Below are 16,816 nucleotides of genomic sequence, written 5' to 3'. Positions count from 1 at the left end.
CGCTCAGCTCCTGATCAGCTCAATCCTGGCACCGCCGGCGGCGAAGTACTCGAGCACGGCGCCCGCGAAAATCGTCAGACCGGCGATTTCCATCGCTTCCTCAACCACCGTGATGAAGCCGTAGTAGTAGACGTCTTCGCCGACGCTCGACGCAACCAGCCCGCCGATCATTTCGAAGCCCATCGCGCCGGCGACGTAGATCGCGCCGGCGACGACGAACAAGACCCGATATCGGAGCGGTGTCCGGATCAGGAACGGAACGGACAGCAGGACAAAGATCGCCACGAGGAAGAAGGCGGGGACAACCCAGGCGTAATGGAACACGCCACTTGCCCCGAGCATCAGTCGCAGGGGCACCATCAGAGCCTCGTGGAAACTGGCGACCTCCTCGATCGACAGAGCCAGGAACACGACGGAAATGCCCGCCCAACTCAGCCTCAATATCGTCCCGCCGCCCTTGAACCCGCGATAGATAAGAAACGCCGACACCGAAATAACGAACATCAAGACACTGCTGAACCACGTCGGCACATTGGCCTCGTCGTCCAGATCGAGTTGCCGCATCTCCTTGAAGAACGTTTCCTCTCCGTAGCCGTATACGAAGAACTCCCTGAACACGCCCAGCAGGACCACCAGCACGGCGGCGACCCGGATTGCCGAGATGACATGTGGGATATTCACGCTGGCGGCGGCCGGGTAAGGGTGGCCGGCGCCGTCTGCCCCGACCGTGAGCGGCAGGCTCGCGGCGTCACTGACCGAATTTCTCAAAGAGCCCCCCACTTCGGCATCGGATAAAAACCAACGCCTCGGTGTATGTAGCGCCAATTATAAAACAATTAATTCAGGGCCTTATCTCATTCAGGGCCTTATCCGCAAACCGCCCGCTTGAAGGCGGCCATGTGGAAGCGGATCTGGTCGGGCGCGTAGCGGCGGTCGGCGGCAACCGGACAGGCATCGCGCGCCCGGCAGCCGCCCGTCGTGCAGCCGATGCCTTCGGGCGACGCCAGATAGCCCGCGCAGGCGGGCACGTAATAGCCCTTCCCCGAAAACGCGCCGACCGGACAGGCCGACAGGCACGGCTTGTCCGCGCAGGTATCGCAGGGGATCGGCCGCGCGTCGGGCGACGGCAGATCGATCGCCTCGGCGAACAGCAGCGCGGCGCGATAGGCATGCCAGAGGCCGTGATCGGGATGCATGAGGATGCCGAGCGGCGAAGGCCGCACAGGCTCCGCCCGCATGGCCCAGCGCTGGAACGGCAGCGGCGGCGTATCGAAGGGGAAGATGCAGCGCGCCGCGAACCGGTCGGCGATCGGTTTCATGGTCGCCCGCGTCCAGCGGTCGAGCGCGTCGCGGCCGCCATCGTCCTGCGGGGCGAAATGCGGCCACAGGTCCGGGCCGACATTGCCGACGAGGACGAGGGTCCGGGTCGCCCGCCCCTCGCCCGCGTCCGGACTCGCGTCCTCCGGCGCGGGATGGAACCCGCCACGCAGGGCGAGGCCGTGGGCGGCGACGGCTTCGGAGAGGTTGGCGTATAGCGGGGTCACACGTAACCACTGGCTGTCATGGCCGGACCAGTCCCGGCAATCGATGAACACTGCCATCAGCGATAGTGGCGATGGGTGCCCGGAACAAGTCCGGGCAGGACTGCGGGGTAGGAAATGCCCTCCGGCCCAAAGGCCGCCGCTTCTCCCCGCGCGCTTCCCGCTTTCGCGGGAATGAACGGGTGGGGTGGATTCGGGCAATCCAACACCCGTCCTGAGTTCGTGCGGCGTTCGTCTGGGCCCCGGATCAAGTCCGGGGCACACGGTTTGCTGTCTGACGACGGCCGTGCCTCAAGCAGGCTCGCGTGTCCCGGACTTGATCCGGGCCCCATGCGGCGGTGCGTCAGGGGACGCCGTGCTTGGGGCGGGAAGCCCCGCCACCCCCGCTCACGCGAACGCGTCGGGCATCGATTCCTTCTTCTTGGCGATGAAGGCCTGCAGCGCCTCGTCCACGCCTTCGTCCAGCGCCGGCGCCTCGTAGTCGGCAAGCCACGCCTTCCACAGCGCGTTGGCGCGTTCGTCGGCGCGCTTCTCGCCCTCGGCCTGCCACTGCTCGAAGGAATTGTTGTCGGCGATGGTCGAGCGATAGAAGGCGGTTTCGAAATTGGCCTGGGTGTGGGCGCAGCCGAGATAGTGGCTGCCCGGCCCGACCTCGCGGATGGCGTCCATCGCCTGGCCGTTCTCGGACAGATCGACGCCCTCGCAGACGCGCTGCTGCATGGCGATCTGATCGCAGTCCATGACGAACTTCTCGTAGCCCGCCGCCAGCCCGCCTTCGAGCCAGCCGGCGGCATGCAGGACGAAGTTGGTGCCGGCGAGCACCGTCGCGTTCAGCGTGTTGGCGCTCTCGTAGGCGGCCTGCGCGTCGGCGATCTTGGAGCCGCACAGGCTGCCGCCGGTGCGGAACGGCAGGCCGAGGCGGCGGGCGAGCTGGGCCGCGCCGAAGGAGACCAGCGAGGGCTCCGGCGTGCCGAAGGTGGGCGCGCCCGACTGCATCGAGATCGACGAGGCGAAACAGCCGAACACGACGGGGGCGCCCGTGCGCACGAGTTGGGTGAAGGCGGCGCCGGCCAGCACCTCGGCCAGGACCTGGGTCAGCGTTCCGGCCACCGTCACCGGCGACATGGCGCCGGCGAGGATGAAGGGCGTGACGATCGTCGCCTGGCCGGCGCGGGCATAGACCTTGAGCGCGCCGAGCATGGTCTCGTCGAACACCATCGGCGAGTTGGCGTTGATCAGATTGATCAGGACGCAGTTGCTGTCGACGAAGTCGTCGCCGAAGACGAGCCTGGCCATGGCGACGGAGTCGGCGGCGCGTTCGGGATGGGTCACCGAGCCCATGAACGGCTTATCCGAGTAGCGGATATGGGCGTAGACCATATCCAGATGCCGCTTGTTGACCGGCAGGTCGACCGGCTCGCACACGGTGCCGCCGGAATGGTGGATCGCCGGGGCCACATAGGCCAGCTTCACGAAATTGCGGAAGTCCTCGATGGTCGCGTAGCGGCGGCCCTCGTCGAGGTTGCGGATGAAGGGCGGGCCGTAGACGGGGGCGAACACGGTCGCGTCGCCGCCGATCTGCACCGAGCGTTCCGGATTGCGTGCGGCCTGGGTGAAGACCGGCGGGGCGGTCTTGATCAGTTCGCGGCAAAGCCCCCTGGGGAAGCGGACGCGCGCGCCGCTGACATCGGCGCCAGCCGCCTTCCACAGCGCCAGCGCCTCCGCGTCGTCGCGGAACTCGATGCCGATCTCTTCCAGCACCGTGTCGGCGTTGGCCTCGATCAGCGCCAGTCCCTCCTCGTTCAGGATCTCGTAGAGGGGCACCTTGCGGGTGATGTAGCGCAGCGATTGCTGGCCGCCGCCTCGACGGCGCTCGCGCCGCGCCTCGGCGCCGCCACCGCGCCGGCGGCCGCGCTGCTCATCCCGGACGTCGCTCATGGGAACCCTCGTGCCTTCGGCGCCGTGCGCCGGCCTGACCGTGCTCTGAGGAAATGCTAACGCGCCGCGCCCGCCGGCCTTATCCCGGCAGCGGCATACGCGCGACGCGCCGGGAACATCGGCGCGTAGCAAGGGTGCAGGAGAATGCGGCCGGAGGACTGACGGGGCGGTAGGCGCCGTCGCTTACTCGGCAGCCCCTAAGCCGGCCTTCCTGGGCAGGCAGCCCTAGGCTGGCAGCCCCTAAGCCGGAAGAACGACGACGTTCGTGTCGACCGGCGTCCGCGCATAGAGGTGGAACATGTCCTGGGTCAGCAGGCCGACACAGCCGCTCGACACGCCGGTGCCGATCGTCTGCGGCATGACCGTGCTGTAGATCGTGTAGAGCGTGTATTTGCCGTCCTGATAGAGATAGAGGACGCGCGCGCCGAGCGGATTGTCCAGGCCGGGCTTCATGCCGCCGGCATACTTCTTGAGCTCGGGATCGCGCCCGATCTGGTCCGGGGTCGGCGTCCAGATCGGCCATTCGGCCTTGCGCCCGATATAGGCGTTGCCGCTCCACAGGAACCCGGAGCGGCCGACATTGGCGCCATACCGGGTGGCATAGCCGTCTTCCTCGATGCGGTAGACGTAGTACTGGCCGGGGTCGACGACGATCGTGCCGGGGGCCTCGTCGGTCTCGTAGCGCACCGTGCGGCGATAGAACTTCCGATCGATCCGGTCGAGATCGACGGCAGGCACCGGGAACTTCTCGTCGGGCAGCGGCCCGTAGGCCAGCGCGGCTTCAGCGCGGGTCATGCCGCCGTCGGTCGCGCAGCCGGCGAGCCCGCCGGTGAGCCCCAGGGCGCCGACGGTTGCGGCGGATCCGGCCAGGAACGACCGGCGGCTGAGACGCCCGGTCCCGTTCAGAGCCAGCTCATCAAACTGTTTCGCTGTCATCGGCAATCCCGCCTTTCAGGATCACGCGTCCACTGCCCCTCCTGTCGCCGGACGCGCGGACGGTCCGGCCGGGGAAGCCGGCGAACCAATATTACGTTCGGTGACCGCGATCAAGTCTGGTGTGGGGGGAGGCAAAGGGCGGGATGGGAGCAAGAGGAGTCTGGCGGTTTATAGATGTGCAAGTTATTTATTAGGAAATTCACACTGAAATGCTTAGACGATGACTTCCCCACCCTGCCGGGGTCATATCTGTTCTTCTGCGCAGATTTACTGAAACGGGATATAATTGTCTCGATTTGAAAATTTGAAAAACCATCTATTTTTCGGCGACCGTACGCACGGCGCTAGAGAATTTCATTGCCTCCACAAGTATCGCGTGGGCTTCCGTGACTAATCTTTCATCGCGCTCCCATTGCCTTTCGGGTCCGCCCGTAAATTTTTCACCATGAATGTAGCTATTCCGCACTCTGCACACCCCGTTGATCATTAGCTGAGCTACATTCGTCAAAGGAACCGTGGTTGGCGGTGACCACTCCATATTCGCCAGCAATCGCCTGGGAGGATCGCCGATAAGTGTCGTTGCAAGGCCAGCACGAACCACATGATCGAAGAAATCCTCTCCGAGCTTCTGTGCGAACCTACCCCAGTCCGCTTCAGCTATTTCTGTGTTGATTCTCAGAAAACCTGACCGCTTCAGTGTGTATTCCATCGATCGAAAATCGGCGACGAATGCATTAGCCAGCTTATAGGGATCACCCATCATTCTCTCATCAAAAAACTGCTTCCGATTGCAGATAGCATGCACTCGATTAAATCTACGAGTCGGCCAATAGATCGAAAAAATCAAACTGCTTAGCGCTAATCTCTCCCAGGATACGCTCTTTAGTGCGAGGACTGCGGAAGAGTTGATAATGCGCGACCGCCTTTTGTTGTCGGCAGGCAGCGGCAACCCTGCGGATAGCCTCTTCGACCAAAGCAAGTGCATCATCGCCAATTGGCAGTTGCGGCGCTTGCGTTTTTACATGCAGTAGCTTGCAGGCAAAGAGTACGAACCAATGGCCATAGACCAGATACTGATGCTCGTGCCCGGTTTCTGGTGACGCCCCAAAATCCGCTTGGTAGCGGTCCCTCATTTTTTCAATGATCTCGTAAATTTGGTAAAGCCTGATCAATTCATCAACGCTTTGCCGATTGTCGAAAATCTGATGAAACCGGGAATCAAATATAGAATCCGACTCAGTCTTAGCCTTATCCGGCTCCCTTAGCTCGAAAGATAGAATAATCTGACCGAGCTTCAGAGCGTCAATCCTCTTACTTTCCGGCTTATCTGAATGCATGTTCTTTTTACGCTCAAAAAAATACCCTCTCTCCTTGAAAGCAAGCTCTAGCTTCTTCAATACGCCCTTATTAGCCTTCAAGTCTCTACTCTGAATTCTCGCCTGACTGTTTGTAGCAACCGCGACCCTCTCCACAATGTCTTCTCGATCAGTTGCGTACATACGAACCATCAACACAACTTCGGAAAGTGCCTCTGGATTTGTCCTAGCTACCTCCACAAGAGAATGCGATGTCTGAGCGCCGTTTACGATTTGAAAATCTTTAAAATTAAGCTTCGGATTACTATGCCCCTTGTTATATGAAAAACTCTTACATGTTACAGTAACACCGTTGTTCAAATACCAGAAAAGATATCTATCATCGGAATTGGCAGAAGCTATAATCTCCTGATTATACCCGCCTTTAGAGCCAAGAAATACTCTCAAATTATCATCAAATAAATGACGCTTAATCGTTTCTCCATCCTCTAACGTAATCAAATCAACGAAGGATTGCGCATCTACAGACGCAATAGCCCCTCGAACATCGCCATCAGAGCGCTCTAGTATTTCCTTTCCAATTACTTGAAGCTGACCATCTTCCGCATTTCGCCCCTCAATGGCCATAGCCCGAACAACATCATGACCACTGTAAAACTCAAACGACACGGACGCATGGGTAGCTTTAACGCTGTCGATGATGCCTCGCGCAGATGCCGAGAAACCTCCACCATTTGAACAGAATATAACCTTGTAGCGACAGATCTTCCCGTTGTCGTGCAGCTGCCAAACTCGCTGAACCGCTTCCTTAAGTCGGAAATTTCCACAGCCTAGAAGGCCATCCGCCTTGTCGAATAGTTCGTTCAGAAAAAGTGCAATCTTTAGGAGATCCGCATCATTAATAGTTTTTTGGCAAGCTCCATGTATTTCCCTGTATTTCGATTGAAAAAGAAAAACTTCTGCGCTGCTTTCACTCTCGACAATGTGGATGGCGTCCACTCCTCTATCGCCAGGCCCGTCCGTAACAATTTCTTGTAGTTGATCCTCATGGCCTGGGAATATCTGATCAATGACGACCGCAAGGAAGCCAACGGTCTTCTTTTCAAATTGGTTCCGGTCGCATGCCTTCGCTACGCGTGCGTCAATGATGTCCCAGTCCATTTTCGAAATTGGCTTCATAGCCACGTCTCCGTTTCAGAAATTTTTCCCGGGAGCACGCTCACGAAGACCACGCCGGCTAATAATCCCGCGGATCAAAACAGCTTTTCTCTATATTAGGAACTTACCAACTGGTTTAGCTCCAAGCACCCGCAAGAAAGCAACACTCGGTATCTGCGGTCAAGTTCTGCACCATCATACATGCGCTAGAGTGCTGCGCCCGCAACGAACGTCCGCTTCCTGCCCTTCCTGGCTCTTCACTCAGTTTGCAACGAACGGCCGCTTACGCCAAAACACGCGAACGAGCGACTTGGGAACGCAAAGCAGTTGTCAATTCAGTAGCTATCTGAGGTCAGCTTGGGGGCAATTGCCACCTCGCTAAGATGTCCAATCGCGGATCAACACGTAGCGCCCCCCTCCCCAAATTCTGCCCCTCGTCGCAATTACGACCCGGGAAGTCGGTTCCAGGAAACGACTCGTGACGAATGTGCCGAATAATCCCCGTAATCGGCTTTGCTGGCCGCGTCCTTCGCGTCGGGGTTTCGCGCATGTCTGACGACGATATCGATCTTTCCTCGCTTGCGGACGACGACCTCGTCCAGCAGATGCACGACGACCTCTATGACGGCCTCAAGGAGGAGATCGAGGACGGCGTGAACATCCTGCTGGCGCGCGGCTGGGTGCCCTACGACGTGCTGACCAGGGCGCTCGTCGAGGGCATGCGCATCGTCGGCGAGGACTTCCGCGACGGCATCCTGTTCGTGCCCGAGGTGTTGCTGTCGGCGAACGCCATGAAGGCGGGGATGGCGATCCTGCGGCCGCTGCTCGCCGAGACCGGCGCGCCCAAGGTCGGCAAGATGGTGATCGGCACGGTGAAGGGCGACATCCACGACATCGGCAAGAACCTCGTCGGCATGATGATGGAGGGCGCCGGCTTCGAGGTGATCGACATCGGCATCAACAATCCCGTCGAGAAATATCTCGAGGCGATCGAGGAGCATCAGCCCGACATCCTCGGCATGTCGGCCCTGCTGACGACCACCATGCCCTACATGAAGGTCGTCATCGACGCGCTGAAGGAGAAGGGCCTGCGCGACAAGTACATCGTGCTGGTCGGCGGCGCGCCGCTCAACGAGGAATTCGGCAGGGCGGTCGGGGCGGATGCCTATTGCCGCGACGCGGCGGTGACGGTCGACACCGCCAAGGAGCTGATGCGCCGGCTGCACAACCAGCGCGCCGCCGCCGCGGGCTAGCGTCCCGCCTTCCACCGTATTCGCGCCGTGATGCCCGGGCCCCGCCGGGCCGCGGGCGATTCCCCATTTTCCTCCCCGGCAAGGTGCTTCGATGCGACCGCTGTTGTTGTCCGTCACCGCGCTCCTCACCAGCCTCACGATCCTGCTGGCGGGCAACAGCCTGCAGTTCGTGATCCTGGCCCTGCGCGCCGAATCCGCCGGCTTCTCGCTGGCCGTGGTCGGGGCGATGACCACCACCTACTACCTGGGCTACATGCTGGGGACGCTCCGGGCGCCCGTCTTCGTCGACCGGTTCGGCCATATCCGCGCCTTCGCGGCGCTGAGCTCGATCATCTCCGCCGTGGTGCTGGCCCACGGCATGCTGATCGAGCCGTATTTCTGGATCGCCCTGCGCTTCGTCACCGGGCTGTGCTTCGCCGGACTGGCGACGGTGACCGAGAGCTGGCTCAACGCCAAGGCGACGCGCAACGTGCGCGGCCAGCTGCTGGCGGTCGCCAGCATCGCGGCGATCCTGGGCTATGCCGTCGGCCCGCTCTTCGCCTCGTTCGGCGAGGTGGACGGCCTGCGCCCGTTCGTGATCGCCTCGATCCTGATGTCGGTGGCGCTCGTCCCGGTGACCCTGACCCGGTTCAGCGCGCCCTATGTCTCGGGCGAGGGCACGGAGGTCGAGCGCTACACGCTCGCGCGCCTGATCCGCGAAACGCCGTTCGGCACGGTCGGGTGCTTCACGACCGGGCTCATTCAGGGGTCGTTTCTCGGGCTGGGCGCGGTGTTCGCCGGGCGGTTGGGGCTGTCCGACAGGGCCGTGCCGGCGTTCATGACCGGCGCGCTGATCGCCGGGGCGCTGGCCCAGTATCCGCTCGGCTGGTTCTCGGACCGGTTCGACCGGCGGTTCGTCGTCGCTATTACCGCCGTTGTGACCGGCATCGGCGCGCTGTCCGTCGCGCTGCTGCTCAATCTCATCGGCCACCCGATCTGGGTCGTCGCGGCCGCCATGGCCGTCGGCGGCATCGCGGCGATGCCGCTGTATTCGATCGTCATCGCCCACGTGAACGACCGCCTGCCGGAAACCTCGATCGTGCCGGCGGCCGCGACCCTGATCCTGGCCTTCTCGATCGGATCGGCCGTCGCCGGACCGGTCGCCTCGCTGTCGATCGAATACTATGGGGCGGCCGGGATCTACACGTTCTTCGGTGTGACGCTCCTGGCCTTCGGCACGTTCTCGGTGTTCCGCGTGGCCCGGCGCGAGGCGCCGGAACACACGACGGACGGCGGCGTTTTCGCCGCCAGTCCGGTGTTGACGCCGATCGATACCGAATTCGACGAGAACCAGCTTCGGTTCGAGTTCGAGGAGCAAGACGACCCGGCGGAAGCCGAGCCGGCGACGTAGGCGTAGGCCTACACCTTCTCCAAAACCGCGGCGATGCCCTGGCCGACGCCGATGCACATGGTGCAAAGCGCCTTGTCGGCGTCGCGCTCGTGCAGCTCGATCGCCGCCGTCAGGGCCAGCCGGGCGCCGGACATGCCGAGCGGATGGCCGAGCGCGATGGCGCCGCCGTTCGGGTTGACGTTGTCGGCGTCGTCGGCGAGGCCGAGCTGACGGGTGACGGCCAGCGCCTGGGCGGCGAAGGCCTCGTTCAGCTCGATCACGTCCATGTCGGTGATCGACAGGCCGAGCCGCTCAAGAAGCTTGCGGGAGGCCGGCGCCGGGCCGATGCCCATGATACGCGGCGGCACGCCGGCCGTCGCCATGCCGACGACGCGCACCAGCGGCTTCAGGCCGTATTTCTCGACGGCTTCGGCGGAGGCGACGATCAGCGCGGCGGCGCCGTCGTTCACGCCCGAGGCGTTGCCGGCGGTGACGCAGCCGCCCTCGCGGAACGGCGCCCTGAGAGACGCCAGCTTCTCCAGCGTCGTCTCGCGCGGGTGCTCGTCGGTGTCGACGACAACCGGATCGCCCTTCCTCCGCGGGATCGACACGGCGACGATCTCCTTGGCGAGGCGGCCGTTCTTCTGGGCGGCGGCGGCGCGGGCCTGGCTGCGCAGCGCGAAGGCGTCCTGGTCCTCGCGCGAGATCTGGAAGTCCTCGGCGACGTTCTCGGCCGTCTCCGGCATGGAGTCGATGCCGTATTCCGCCTTCATCCGCCGGTTGACGAAGCGCCAGCCGATGGTGGTGTCGAACACCTCGGCCGACCGCGAGAAGGCCGTCTCGGCCTTGCCCATGACGAAGGGCGCGCGGCTCATGGATTCGACGCCGCCGGCGATCATCACCTCGGCCTCGCCGGCCTTGATGGCACGCGCGGCGGTGCCGACCGCGTCGAGACCGGAGCCGCACAGGCGGTTGATGGTGGCGCCGGGCACGGTGTCCGGCAGCCCGGCCAGGAGCGCGGCCATGCGGGCGACATTGCGGTTGTCCTCGCCGGCCTGGTTGGCGCAGCCGAAAATGACGTCCTCGACCGCCTCGCCGGGCAGGCCGGAGGCGCGGGCCATCACTTCCTTGATCGCGTGGGCGGCGAGGTCGTCGGGGCGTACCTGCGCCAGCGAACCGGCGTAGCGACCGATCGGGGTGCGTACCCCCTCGCAAATGAAAGCCTCACGCATGTCCATACTCTCCTTCGTCTTCAGGCGCCTTCAGGCGTCTTCGGGATTCGCGGCCGCAGGCTCGCGCGGCCCGGTCATATATACCCTTGCCGGTGACGCGAAACCGCTCGGGCTCGAATTTTTGAGGGTTGTTCGCAATTCGAACCGAAGCCACCGGGCAGATCGCGCCGCGATACGGAAACATCGAGCTTTCGCCGGCTGTTTACAGCGCGACATTTCGAACCTCCGCGTCGGACGGAAGGTAGAAGCCTCGATTCCGGCCAATATTACTGCCACGCACCAATCTATTCCCGCCAATAGAGACGGCGTTTTTCCTATATTGTAATTCGGCTCACTCAAAACCTACAATATCGATACTGCGTGACTCTGTTTTATATGAAACCATTCGAGAACGAGGGTGCAGAAACATGAAACTGGCTATCGCAACGACGCTACTTTCGGCCATGCTTTGTGTATCGGCATTCGCCGAAGACCAGTCGTCTCTGGTCAAGAAAGGGGCGAAACCACTGACGGGTCCCGAGAAAGCTCAACTCTTCCCCGGAAAGACCATGAAGGGAACCAGTTACGACCAGGCTGGGAAGAAGGTGGCCACCTGGTCGGTGACTTACACCAAGGGCGGCCAGAAGATCCTCAAGCTCGGCGGCAAGACCATCGAAAGAAAATGGTGGGTCGACGGCAGCAAGTTCTGCGAACAGCTTGCAAACAGCGGCAAGACGACGTGCGAGAACGGCCCCTACAAGCTGGCGTCCAAATGCTACACGTTCCATTCGAACGGATCGATACAGAATGAGATGAGCTGCTGAGGCGCCGCAATTCGCCCGCCACTCGACCGATCGGCCGCCTGGCCGCACCAGCGGTAGACAGCCTTCTTGAACAGCGTCTCGCGGCGGGGTGACACAGCGCCCATGCCGCGAGACGGTTCTATGTCCGGTTCCGTTTGATATGGTCCTGCATCAACGCCACGTGGAATGCCCCGTGGAGCGCCATGTGGGACGACGATGGAGGCAGACATGGTTCGCACCGCGACGCCGCCCGGCGAGATCGGGCATCGGGCCCCGGATTTCAGCCTGAAGGGCACCGACGGTAAGACATGGACGCGTGACGACGTCAGGGGCGACAACGGTCTCGTCGTCGCCTTCATCTGCAATCACTGCCCCTATGTGAAGGCGGTCATCGACCGCTTCGTCGAAGACGCCGCGGCGCTGCAGGCCAAGGGCGTCGGCGTCGTGGCGATCATGCCGAACGACTGGAACGTCTATCCCGACGACGCGCCGGACCGGATGGTCGCGTTCGCCTCAGGCCACCGCTTCACCTTTCCCTACCTGATCGACGAGACCCAGGATGTCGCCCGCGCCTACGGGGCCGTGTGCACGCCGGACGTCTTCGGCTACGGCAGGGATCTGACGCTGAAGTACCGCGGCCGCATCGATTCCTCCGGTCGCGAGCCGAGCGGGCCGGATACCCGCCGCGAGCTGCGCGAGGCGATGAGCGAGGTGGCCCGGGACGACACGGTGCCGGCCGGCCAGCAGGCCTCCATCGGCTGTTCTATCAAGTGGCGTTCCTAGGGCGGAATCCCGGCGGGCCGGGCGCTGTCGTGGCAGGCCAGCAAGGCTGACGCTGACGGACATGGCCAGAGACGTGGGACATAGCCCCTAGCCCACTGGGACCTATGGACTTTTCCCAACGCCGCCGGCCCTGAAAAACAGGTCGCAAAACAGACTTTGCCTGTCGTGAGAAAGCAAACCTCGCGGCAGGGTGTCCCGCATCATGGATATCAAGAAGCAGGAACCGCCGGACATCGCCGAGGCGCGCCGGCCCGACTTCGCGTAACGCCACCCTCGATAGCGCTTTGCGCCGCGGAGGAAATTCGCATGTCGTCAAGCCAGGTTTCTCAGGATCCCGCGTTCCGTCCCCCGTTCCGTATCGCCGCGTCGATCGAAGCGACCCCGAAACAGGTGCTCGAGGGAGACCGCCTCGCCGGCCTGTTCCCGGCGGGCACCCGCGTCTATCTCACCGATGTCGGCACAGCGCCCATACCGGAATTCGCCCGCGCCGCGAAGATCCTGGCCCAGGACGGATACAAACCGGTGCCGCATCTGCCGGCCCGCCGCATCGCCGACGAAGCGGACCTGCGCGAGCGGCTGCGGCTCCTGACCGGCGAGGCCGGGGTCACCGACGTGCTGGTCGTCGCGGGAAGCGTCGACGTCCCGGCCGGCAGCCTGCGCTCGAGCATGGACGTGCTACGGACCGGCATCCTCTCCGAGTTCGATATCACGACGATCGGCGTCGCCGGCCATCCGGAAGGCAGCCCGGACATGTCCTCGCAGACGATCGCCGAGGCGCTGGCCGAGAAAAACGCCTTCGCCGCCGAGCACGGCCTCGACATGCGCATCGTCACCCAGTTCGGGTTCGATCCGCAGCGCTACGTCTCCTGGGCGCACGACCTGGCCGCGGCGGGTAACCGGCTGCCGATCCATGTCGGCGTGTCCGGCCCGGCCAAGATCACGACGCTCCTGAAATACGCGGCCCTGTGCGGCGTCGGCCCCTCGCTCGCCTTCCTGAAGAAACGGGCCACCTCGGTCATGGCGCTGGCATCGGGATTCAGCCCGGAAGGCGTCGTTGCCCCGATCGAGACCCATGTCGCATCCGATCCGGACTGCCCGATCGTGCAGCTGCACGTCTTTCCGTTCGGCGGCCTCAGGAAGACCGCCGAATGGCTCGCCGAGCGCGGCTCGTGGTTCGGCGCGAACGGCGGCCGGAAGACCTTCGTCGCGGAGGGCAAGTGAATGTCGCGCACCGTCGTCGCCTCCGCCACCAGAACCATCGTCATCGGGTTCGATCAGCCGTTCTGCGTGATCGGCGAGCGCATCAACCCGACCGGCCGCAAGAAGCTCGCCGCCGAAATGGTGGACGGCAATTTCGAGACGGTGCAGGCCGACGCGCTGGCGCAGGTCGCCGCCGGCGCCACCATGCTAGACGTCAACGCCGGCGTTACCGCCGTCAACCCGAACGAGACCGAGCCGCCGCTGCTGGTCAGGACGCTCGAGATCGTGCAGTCGCTGGTCGACGTGCCGCTGTCGATCGACTCCTCGGTCACCGCCGCGATCGAGGCCGGCCTCCAGGTCGCCAAGGGCCGCCCGCTGGTCAATTCGGTGACCGGCGAGGAGGAGAAGCTCGAGGCGATCCTGCCGCTGGTGAAGAAATACGACGTGCCGGTCGTGGCGATCTCCAACGACGAGACCGGCATTTCCGAAGACCCGGACGTCCGCTTCGAGGTCGCCAGGAAGATCGTCCAGCGCGCCGCCGACCACGGCATCAAGGCGGAGGACGTCGTCGTCGATCCGCTGGTCATGCCGATCGGCGCGATGGGCACCGCGGGCCAGCAGGTGTTCCGCCTGGTCCGGCGCCTGCGCGAGGAACTGAGGGTCAACACGACCTGCGGCCTGTCGAACATCTCCTTCGGCCTTCCGCACCGCCACGGCATCAACGCCGGTTTCATCCCCATGGTGATCGGCGCCGGCATGACGTCGGCGATCATGAACCCCTGCCGGCCGCAGGAAATGGAGATGGTGCGCGCGGCCAACGTGCTGAATGGCACCGATCCCCACTGCGCCGGTTGGATCAAGACCTATCGCGACCACGCGCCGGCCAGTACCGCCCCCGCCGCTTCGGCCGGGGGGGCCGATACAGCGGCGCCGGCCGCCGGTGGGCGCAGGCGCGGCGGCCGCGAGGCGCGCCGGGCCCGGGCCGTTTAGGCCGGAGACACCGGATTGGCGGACACCCGCGCCAGAGACGCGCTTCGGCCAACCAACGGCTTGTTCAGGGTTTTCGGCCATGGATAAGCCGGTCGACAGCGATTACGCCGAGGGCGGCATGAGCGAGGACATCTCGCAGGTCAAGGACGCCCTGGTCCTGTTCATGCCTTCCGGGCGACGGGGCCGGTTCCCGCTCGGCACGCCGGTCCTGGAAGCGGCGCGCCAGCTCGGCGTCTATGTCGAATCCGTCTGCGGCGGGCGCGGCATCTGCGGGCGCTGTCAGGTCACCGTCACCGAGGGCGTGTTCGCCAAGCACAAGATCACCAGCGCGGCAACGCACCTGTCGCCGTTCTCCGATACCGAGGCGCGCTACAAGGCCAAGCGCGGCCTGCCCGAAGACCGGCGGCTGTCCTGCTCGGCGCTGATCGAGGGCGATCTCGTCATCGACATCCCCATCGAGGCGCAAACCAACCGGGCGCTGGTGCGCAAGCGCGCCGAGGCCCGGCCGATCCCGCGCGATCCGGTGATGCAGCTGTGCTATGTCGAGGTCGACGAGCCCGACATGGAACAGCCGCTCGGCGACGCGGACCGGCTGGTCCGGGCGCTGGAGGCGCAATGGGGCTTCATCGGCGCGCGCTGCGAGTTCCGCCTGCTGCCCATCGTCCAGACGCTGCTCCGGCAGGGCGAATGGAAGGTCACCGTCGCCGTCCATACCGAGGGCATCCCCACCATCGTGTCGATCTGGCCGGGTTTCCACGACAGGCTCTATGGCATCGCCGTCGACATCGGCTCTACCACGATCGCCTGCCATCTCTCCGACATGCTGACCGGGCGCACCGTATCCTCGACCGGCACCGCGAACCCGCAGATCCGCTTCGGCGAGGATCTGATGTCGCGGGTCTCCTATCTGATGATGAACCCCGACGGCCTGCCGGCGCTCACCACCGCCGTGCGCGGCGCGATCGAGGGGCTGATCGACAAGGCCGTCAACGACGCCGGCGCCAGCCGCGACGACGTCCTCGACGCGGTCTTCGTCGGCAATCCGATCATGCACCACCTGTTCCTCGGGATCGATCCGCGCGAACTCGGCGGCGCGCCGTTCGCGCTCGCCGTCTCCGGCGCCCTCACCTTCCCCGCCCGCGAGATCGGGCTCGGCGTCAATCCGGGCGCGCGCGTCTACATGCTGCCCTGCATCGCCGGCCATGTCGGCGCCGACGCGGCCGGGGCGGCCCTCGCGGAAGGACCGCAGAAGAGCAAGGAGGTCACCCTGCTGGTCGATGTCGGCACCAATGCCGAGATCGTGCTCGGCAACAGGCACCGCATCCTCGCCGCCAGTTCGCCGACCGGGCCGGCCTTCGAAGGGGCGGAAATCTCGTCGGGCCAGCGCGCCGCGCCGGGCGCGATCGAGCGGGTGCGCATCGATCCCGAAACGCTGGAACCGAAGATCCGCGTGATCGGCCTCGAGGCATGGTCGGACGAGGAGGAATTCGCCGAGAAGATCGATCAAGTCGGCGTCACCGGCATCTGCGGATCGGGCATCATCGAGGTGATCGGCGAGATGTTCCTGGCCGGCATCGTCACCCAGGACGGCGTGATCGACGGATCGCTGGCGGCGAGGTCGCCGCGTATCGAGGCCAACGGGCGCACCTTCTCCTACCTGTTGTGGCGGGGCGACCAGGAGATCCGCATCACCCAGAACGACGTGCGCGCGATCCAGCTCGCCAAGGCGGCGCTCTATGCCGGCGTGAAGCTGCTGATGGACCGGTACGGCTGCACCCATATCGACCGCATCAAGCTCGCCGGCGCCTTTGGCGCCCATATCGACACCAAGTACGCGATGCTGATCGGGCTGATCCCCGACTGCGACCTGAAGCATGTCTCGGCCGTCGGCAACGCGGCGGGGACGGGCGCGCGCATGTGCCTACTGAACCGCGGCCACCGCGCCGAGGTCGAAGACCTCGTCACCCGTATCGAGAAGATCGAGACGGCGCTGGAGCCGCGCTTCCAGGAGCACTTCGTCGCCGCGATGGCACTGCCCAACAAGATCGATTTGTTCCCCAATCTAGCGCGTGCGGTGACCCTGCCCGTCCCCAAGACCCCGCTACCGGGCGAAGGCCGGGGGCGGCGCGGCGAACGGCGCCGGGCGCGGCCGGACCCCGCCTGAGCGGAGGCCCTTCTCACAAATCGATTCAGGACGGGGCGCGGTCTTCACGCCTGGAAAACCCGATTCCGACCAACCCGTTAGCCGGATCGGCTGAAACACCGATTCCGAAACGCGAGAAATCCGTTTAGCTGGCTACGGACTTAAACCATCGATT

At 64.0% G+C, this 16,816-nt stretch carries 14 protein-coding genes; 7 read left to right on the top strand and 7 right to left on the bottom strand.

Annotated features, from left to right (window positions below):
- Nucleotides 1-3: 3 nt before the first annotated feature.
- The 6 genes from ACSF9G_RS07575 to ACSF9G_RS07550 form a co-directional block, all read right to left on the bottom strand.
- Nucleotides 4-768 carry a DUF8692 domain-containing protein gene (locus ACSF9G_RS07575; RefSeq protein WP_436640121.1) on the bottom strand — a complete coding sequence of 255 codons (765 nt, stop codon included), beginning with the start codon at nucleotides 766-768 and terminating at the stop codon, nucleotides 4-6.
- A gap of 98 nt (nucleotides 769-866) precedes the next feature.
- Entirely contained in the window at nucleotides 867-1,601 is a 735-nt protein-coding gene (locus tag ACSF9G_RS07570; RefSeq protein WP_436640117.1) for a hypothetical protein, read from the bottom strand.
- 327 nt (nucleotides 1,602-1,928) lie between these two features.
- The gene (locus ACSF9G_RS07565; protein WP_436640115.1) at nucleotides 1,929-3,479 is read right to left on the bottom strand and encodes a trimethylamine methyltransferase family protein; all 1,551 of its coding nucleotides are present in this window, start codon (nucleotides 3,477-3,479) and stop codon (nucleotides 1,929-1,931) included.
- Nucleotides 3,480-3,719: 240 nt separating this feature from the next.
- Nucleotides 3,720-4,415 carry a L,D-transpeptidase gene (locus ACSF9G_RS07560; protein WP_436640113.1) on the bottom strand — a complete coding sequence of 232 codons (696 nt, stop codon included), beginning with the start codon at nucleotides 4,413-4,415 and terminating at the stop codon, nucleotides 3,720-3,722.
- 316 nt (nucleotides 4,416-4,731) lie between these two features.
- Nucleotides 4,732-5,175, bottom strand: a complete 444-nt coding sequence (locus tag ACSF9G_RS07555; protein WP_436640111.1) for a hypothetical protein — start codon at nucleotides 5,173-5,175, stop codon at nucleotides 4,732-4,734.
- 55 nt (nucleotides 5,176-5,230) lie between these two features.
- Nucleotides 5,231-6,910 (bottom strand): AIPR family protein, encoded by a 1,680-nt coding sequence (locus ACSF9G_RS07550; RefSeq protein WP_436640109.1) that lies wholly within the window; start codon nucleotides 6,908-6,910, stop codon nucleotides 5,231-5,233.
- A gap of 527 nt (nucleotides 6,911-7,437) precedes the next feature.
- Here ACSF9G_RS07550 and ACSF9G_RS07545 point away from each other — a divergent pair.
- The gene (locus tag ACSF9G_RS07545; protein ID WP_436640107.1) at nucleotides 7,438-8,142 is read left to right on the top strand and encodes a corrinoid protein; all 705 of its coding nucleotides are present in this window, start codon (nucleotides 7,438-7,440) and stop codon (nucleotides 8,140-8,142) included.
- A 91-nt stretch (nucleotides 8,143-8,233) separates the two neighbouring features.
- Entirely contained in the window at nucleotides 8,234-9,532 is a 1,299-nt protein-coding gene (locus ACSF9G_RS07540) for an MFS transporter (protein WP_436640105.1), read from the top strand.
- An 8-nt stretch (nucleotides 9,533-9,540) separates the two neighbouring features.
- On the opposite strand, the gene pcaF is transcribed toward ACSF9G_RS07540, so the two are convergent.
- Nucleotides 9,541-10,743, bottom strand: a complete 1,203-nt coding sequence (gene pcaF, locus ACSF9G_RS07535; RefSeq protein ID WP_436640103.1) for a 3-oxoadipyl-CoA thiolase — start codon at nucleotides 10,741-10,743, stop codon at nucleotides 9,541-9,543.
- Between the two features lie 407 nt (nucleotides 10,744-11,150).
- Here pcaF and ACSF9G_RS07530 point away from each other — a divergent pair, with 407 nt between their 5' ends.
- The 5 genes from ACSF9G_RS07530 to ACSF9G_RS07510 all read left to right on the top strand — a co-directional run bounded on the left by ACSF9G_RS07530 (nucleotide 11,151) and on the right by ACSF9G_RS07510 (nucleotide 16,662).
- A complete protein-coding gene (locus ACSF9G_RS07530) occupies nucleotides 11,151-11,546 on the top strand; it encodes a hypothetical protein (RefSeq protein ID WP_436640101.1) in 396 nt (131 codons plus the stop codon).
- A gap of 207 nt (nucleotides 11,547-11,753) precedes the next feature.
- Nucleotides 11,754-12,308, top strand: a complete 555-nt coding sequence (locus ACSF9G_RS07525) for a thioredoxin family protein (RefSeq protein WP_436640099.1) — start codon at nucleotides 11,754-11,756, stop codon at nucleotides 12,306-12,308.
- Nucleotides 12,309-12,614: 306 nt separating this feature from the next.
- Nucleotides 12,615-13,529 (top strand): methylenetetrahydrofolate reductase, encoded by a 915-nt coding sequence (locus tag ACSF9G_RS07520; RefSeq protein WP_436640097.1) that lies wholly within the window; start codon nucleotides 12,615-12,617, stop codon nucleotides 13,527-13,529.
- A complete protein-coding gene (locus tag ACSF9G_RS07515; protein ID WP_436640095.1) occupies nucleotides 13,530-14,498 on the top strand; it encodes a methyltetrahydrofolate cobalamin methyltransferase in 969 nt (322 codons plus the stop codon).
- Between the two features lie 118 nt (nucleotides 14,499-14,616).
- Nucleotides 14,617-16,662, top strand: coding sequence for an ASKHA domain-containing protein (locus ACSF9G_RS07510; protein WP_436642076.1), 2,046 nt, complete (start codon nucleotides 14,617-14,619; stop codon nucleotides 16,660-16,662).
- Nucleotides 16,663-16,816 lie beyond the last annotated feature (154 nt).

The organism is Microbaculum mangrovi (genome assembly GCF_051390635.1).
Classification (GTDB): Bacteria; Pseudomonadota; Alphaproteobacteria; order Rhizobiales; family Tepidamorphaceae; genus Microbaculum.
This window is presented reverse-complemented; position numbering and strand designations above follow the sequence as displayed.

Coding starts and splice junctions, on each gene's coding strand:
- ACSF9G_RS07570 (WP_436640117.1), bottom strand. CDS start 1,601: ATGGCAGTGTTCATCGATTGCCGGGACTGGTCCGGCCATGACAGCCAG.
- ACSF9G_RS07565 (WP_436640115.1), bottom strand. CDS start 3,479: ATGAGCGACGTCCGGGATGAGCAGCGCGGCCGCCGGCGCGGTGGCGGC.
- ACSF9G_RS07560 (WP_436640113.1), bottom strand. CDS start 4,415: ATGACAGCGAAACAGTTTGATGAGCTGGCTCTGAACGGGACCGGGCGT.
- ACSF9G_RS07555 (WP_436640111.1), bottom strand. CDS start 5,175: ATGGGTGATCCCTATAAGCTGGCTAATGCATTCGTCGCCGATTTTCGA.
- ACSF9G_RS07550 (WP_436640109.1), bottom strand. CDS start 6,910: ATGAAGCCAATTTCGAAAATGGACTGGGACATCATTGACGCACGCGTA.
- ACSF9G_RS07545 (WP_436640107.1), top strand. CDS start 7,438: ATGTCTGACGACGATATCGATCTTTCCTCGCTTGCGGACGACGACCTC.
- ACSF9G_RS07540 (WP_436640105.1), top strand. CDS start 8,234: ATGCGACCGCTGTTGTTGTCCGTCACCGCGCTCCTCACCAGCCTCACG.
- pcaF (WP_436640103.1), bottom strand. CDS start 10,743: ATGCGTGAGGCTTTCATTTGCGAGGGGGTACGCACCCCGATCGGTCGC.
- ACSF9G_RS07530 (WP_436640101.1), top strand. CDS start 11,151: ATGAAACTGGCTATCGCAACGACGCTACTTTCGGCCATGCTTTGTGTA.
- ACSF9G_RS07525 (WP_436640099.1), top strand. CDS start 11,754: ATGGTTCGCACCGCGACGCCGCCCGGCGAGATCGGGCATCGGGCCCCG.
- ACSF9G_RS07520 (WP_436640097.1), top strand. CDS start 12,615: ATGTCGTCAAGCCAGGTTTCTCAGGATCCCGCGTTCCGTCCCCCGTTC.
- ACSF9G_RS07515 (WP_436640095.1), top strand. CDS start 13,530: ATGTCGCGCACCGTCGTCGCCTCCGCCACCAGAACCATCGTCATCGGG.
- ACSF9G_RS07510 (WP_436642076.1), top strand. CDS start 14,617: ATGAGCGAGGACATCTCGCAGGTCAAGGACGCCCTGGTCCTGTTCATG.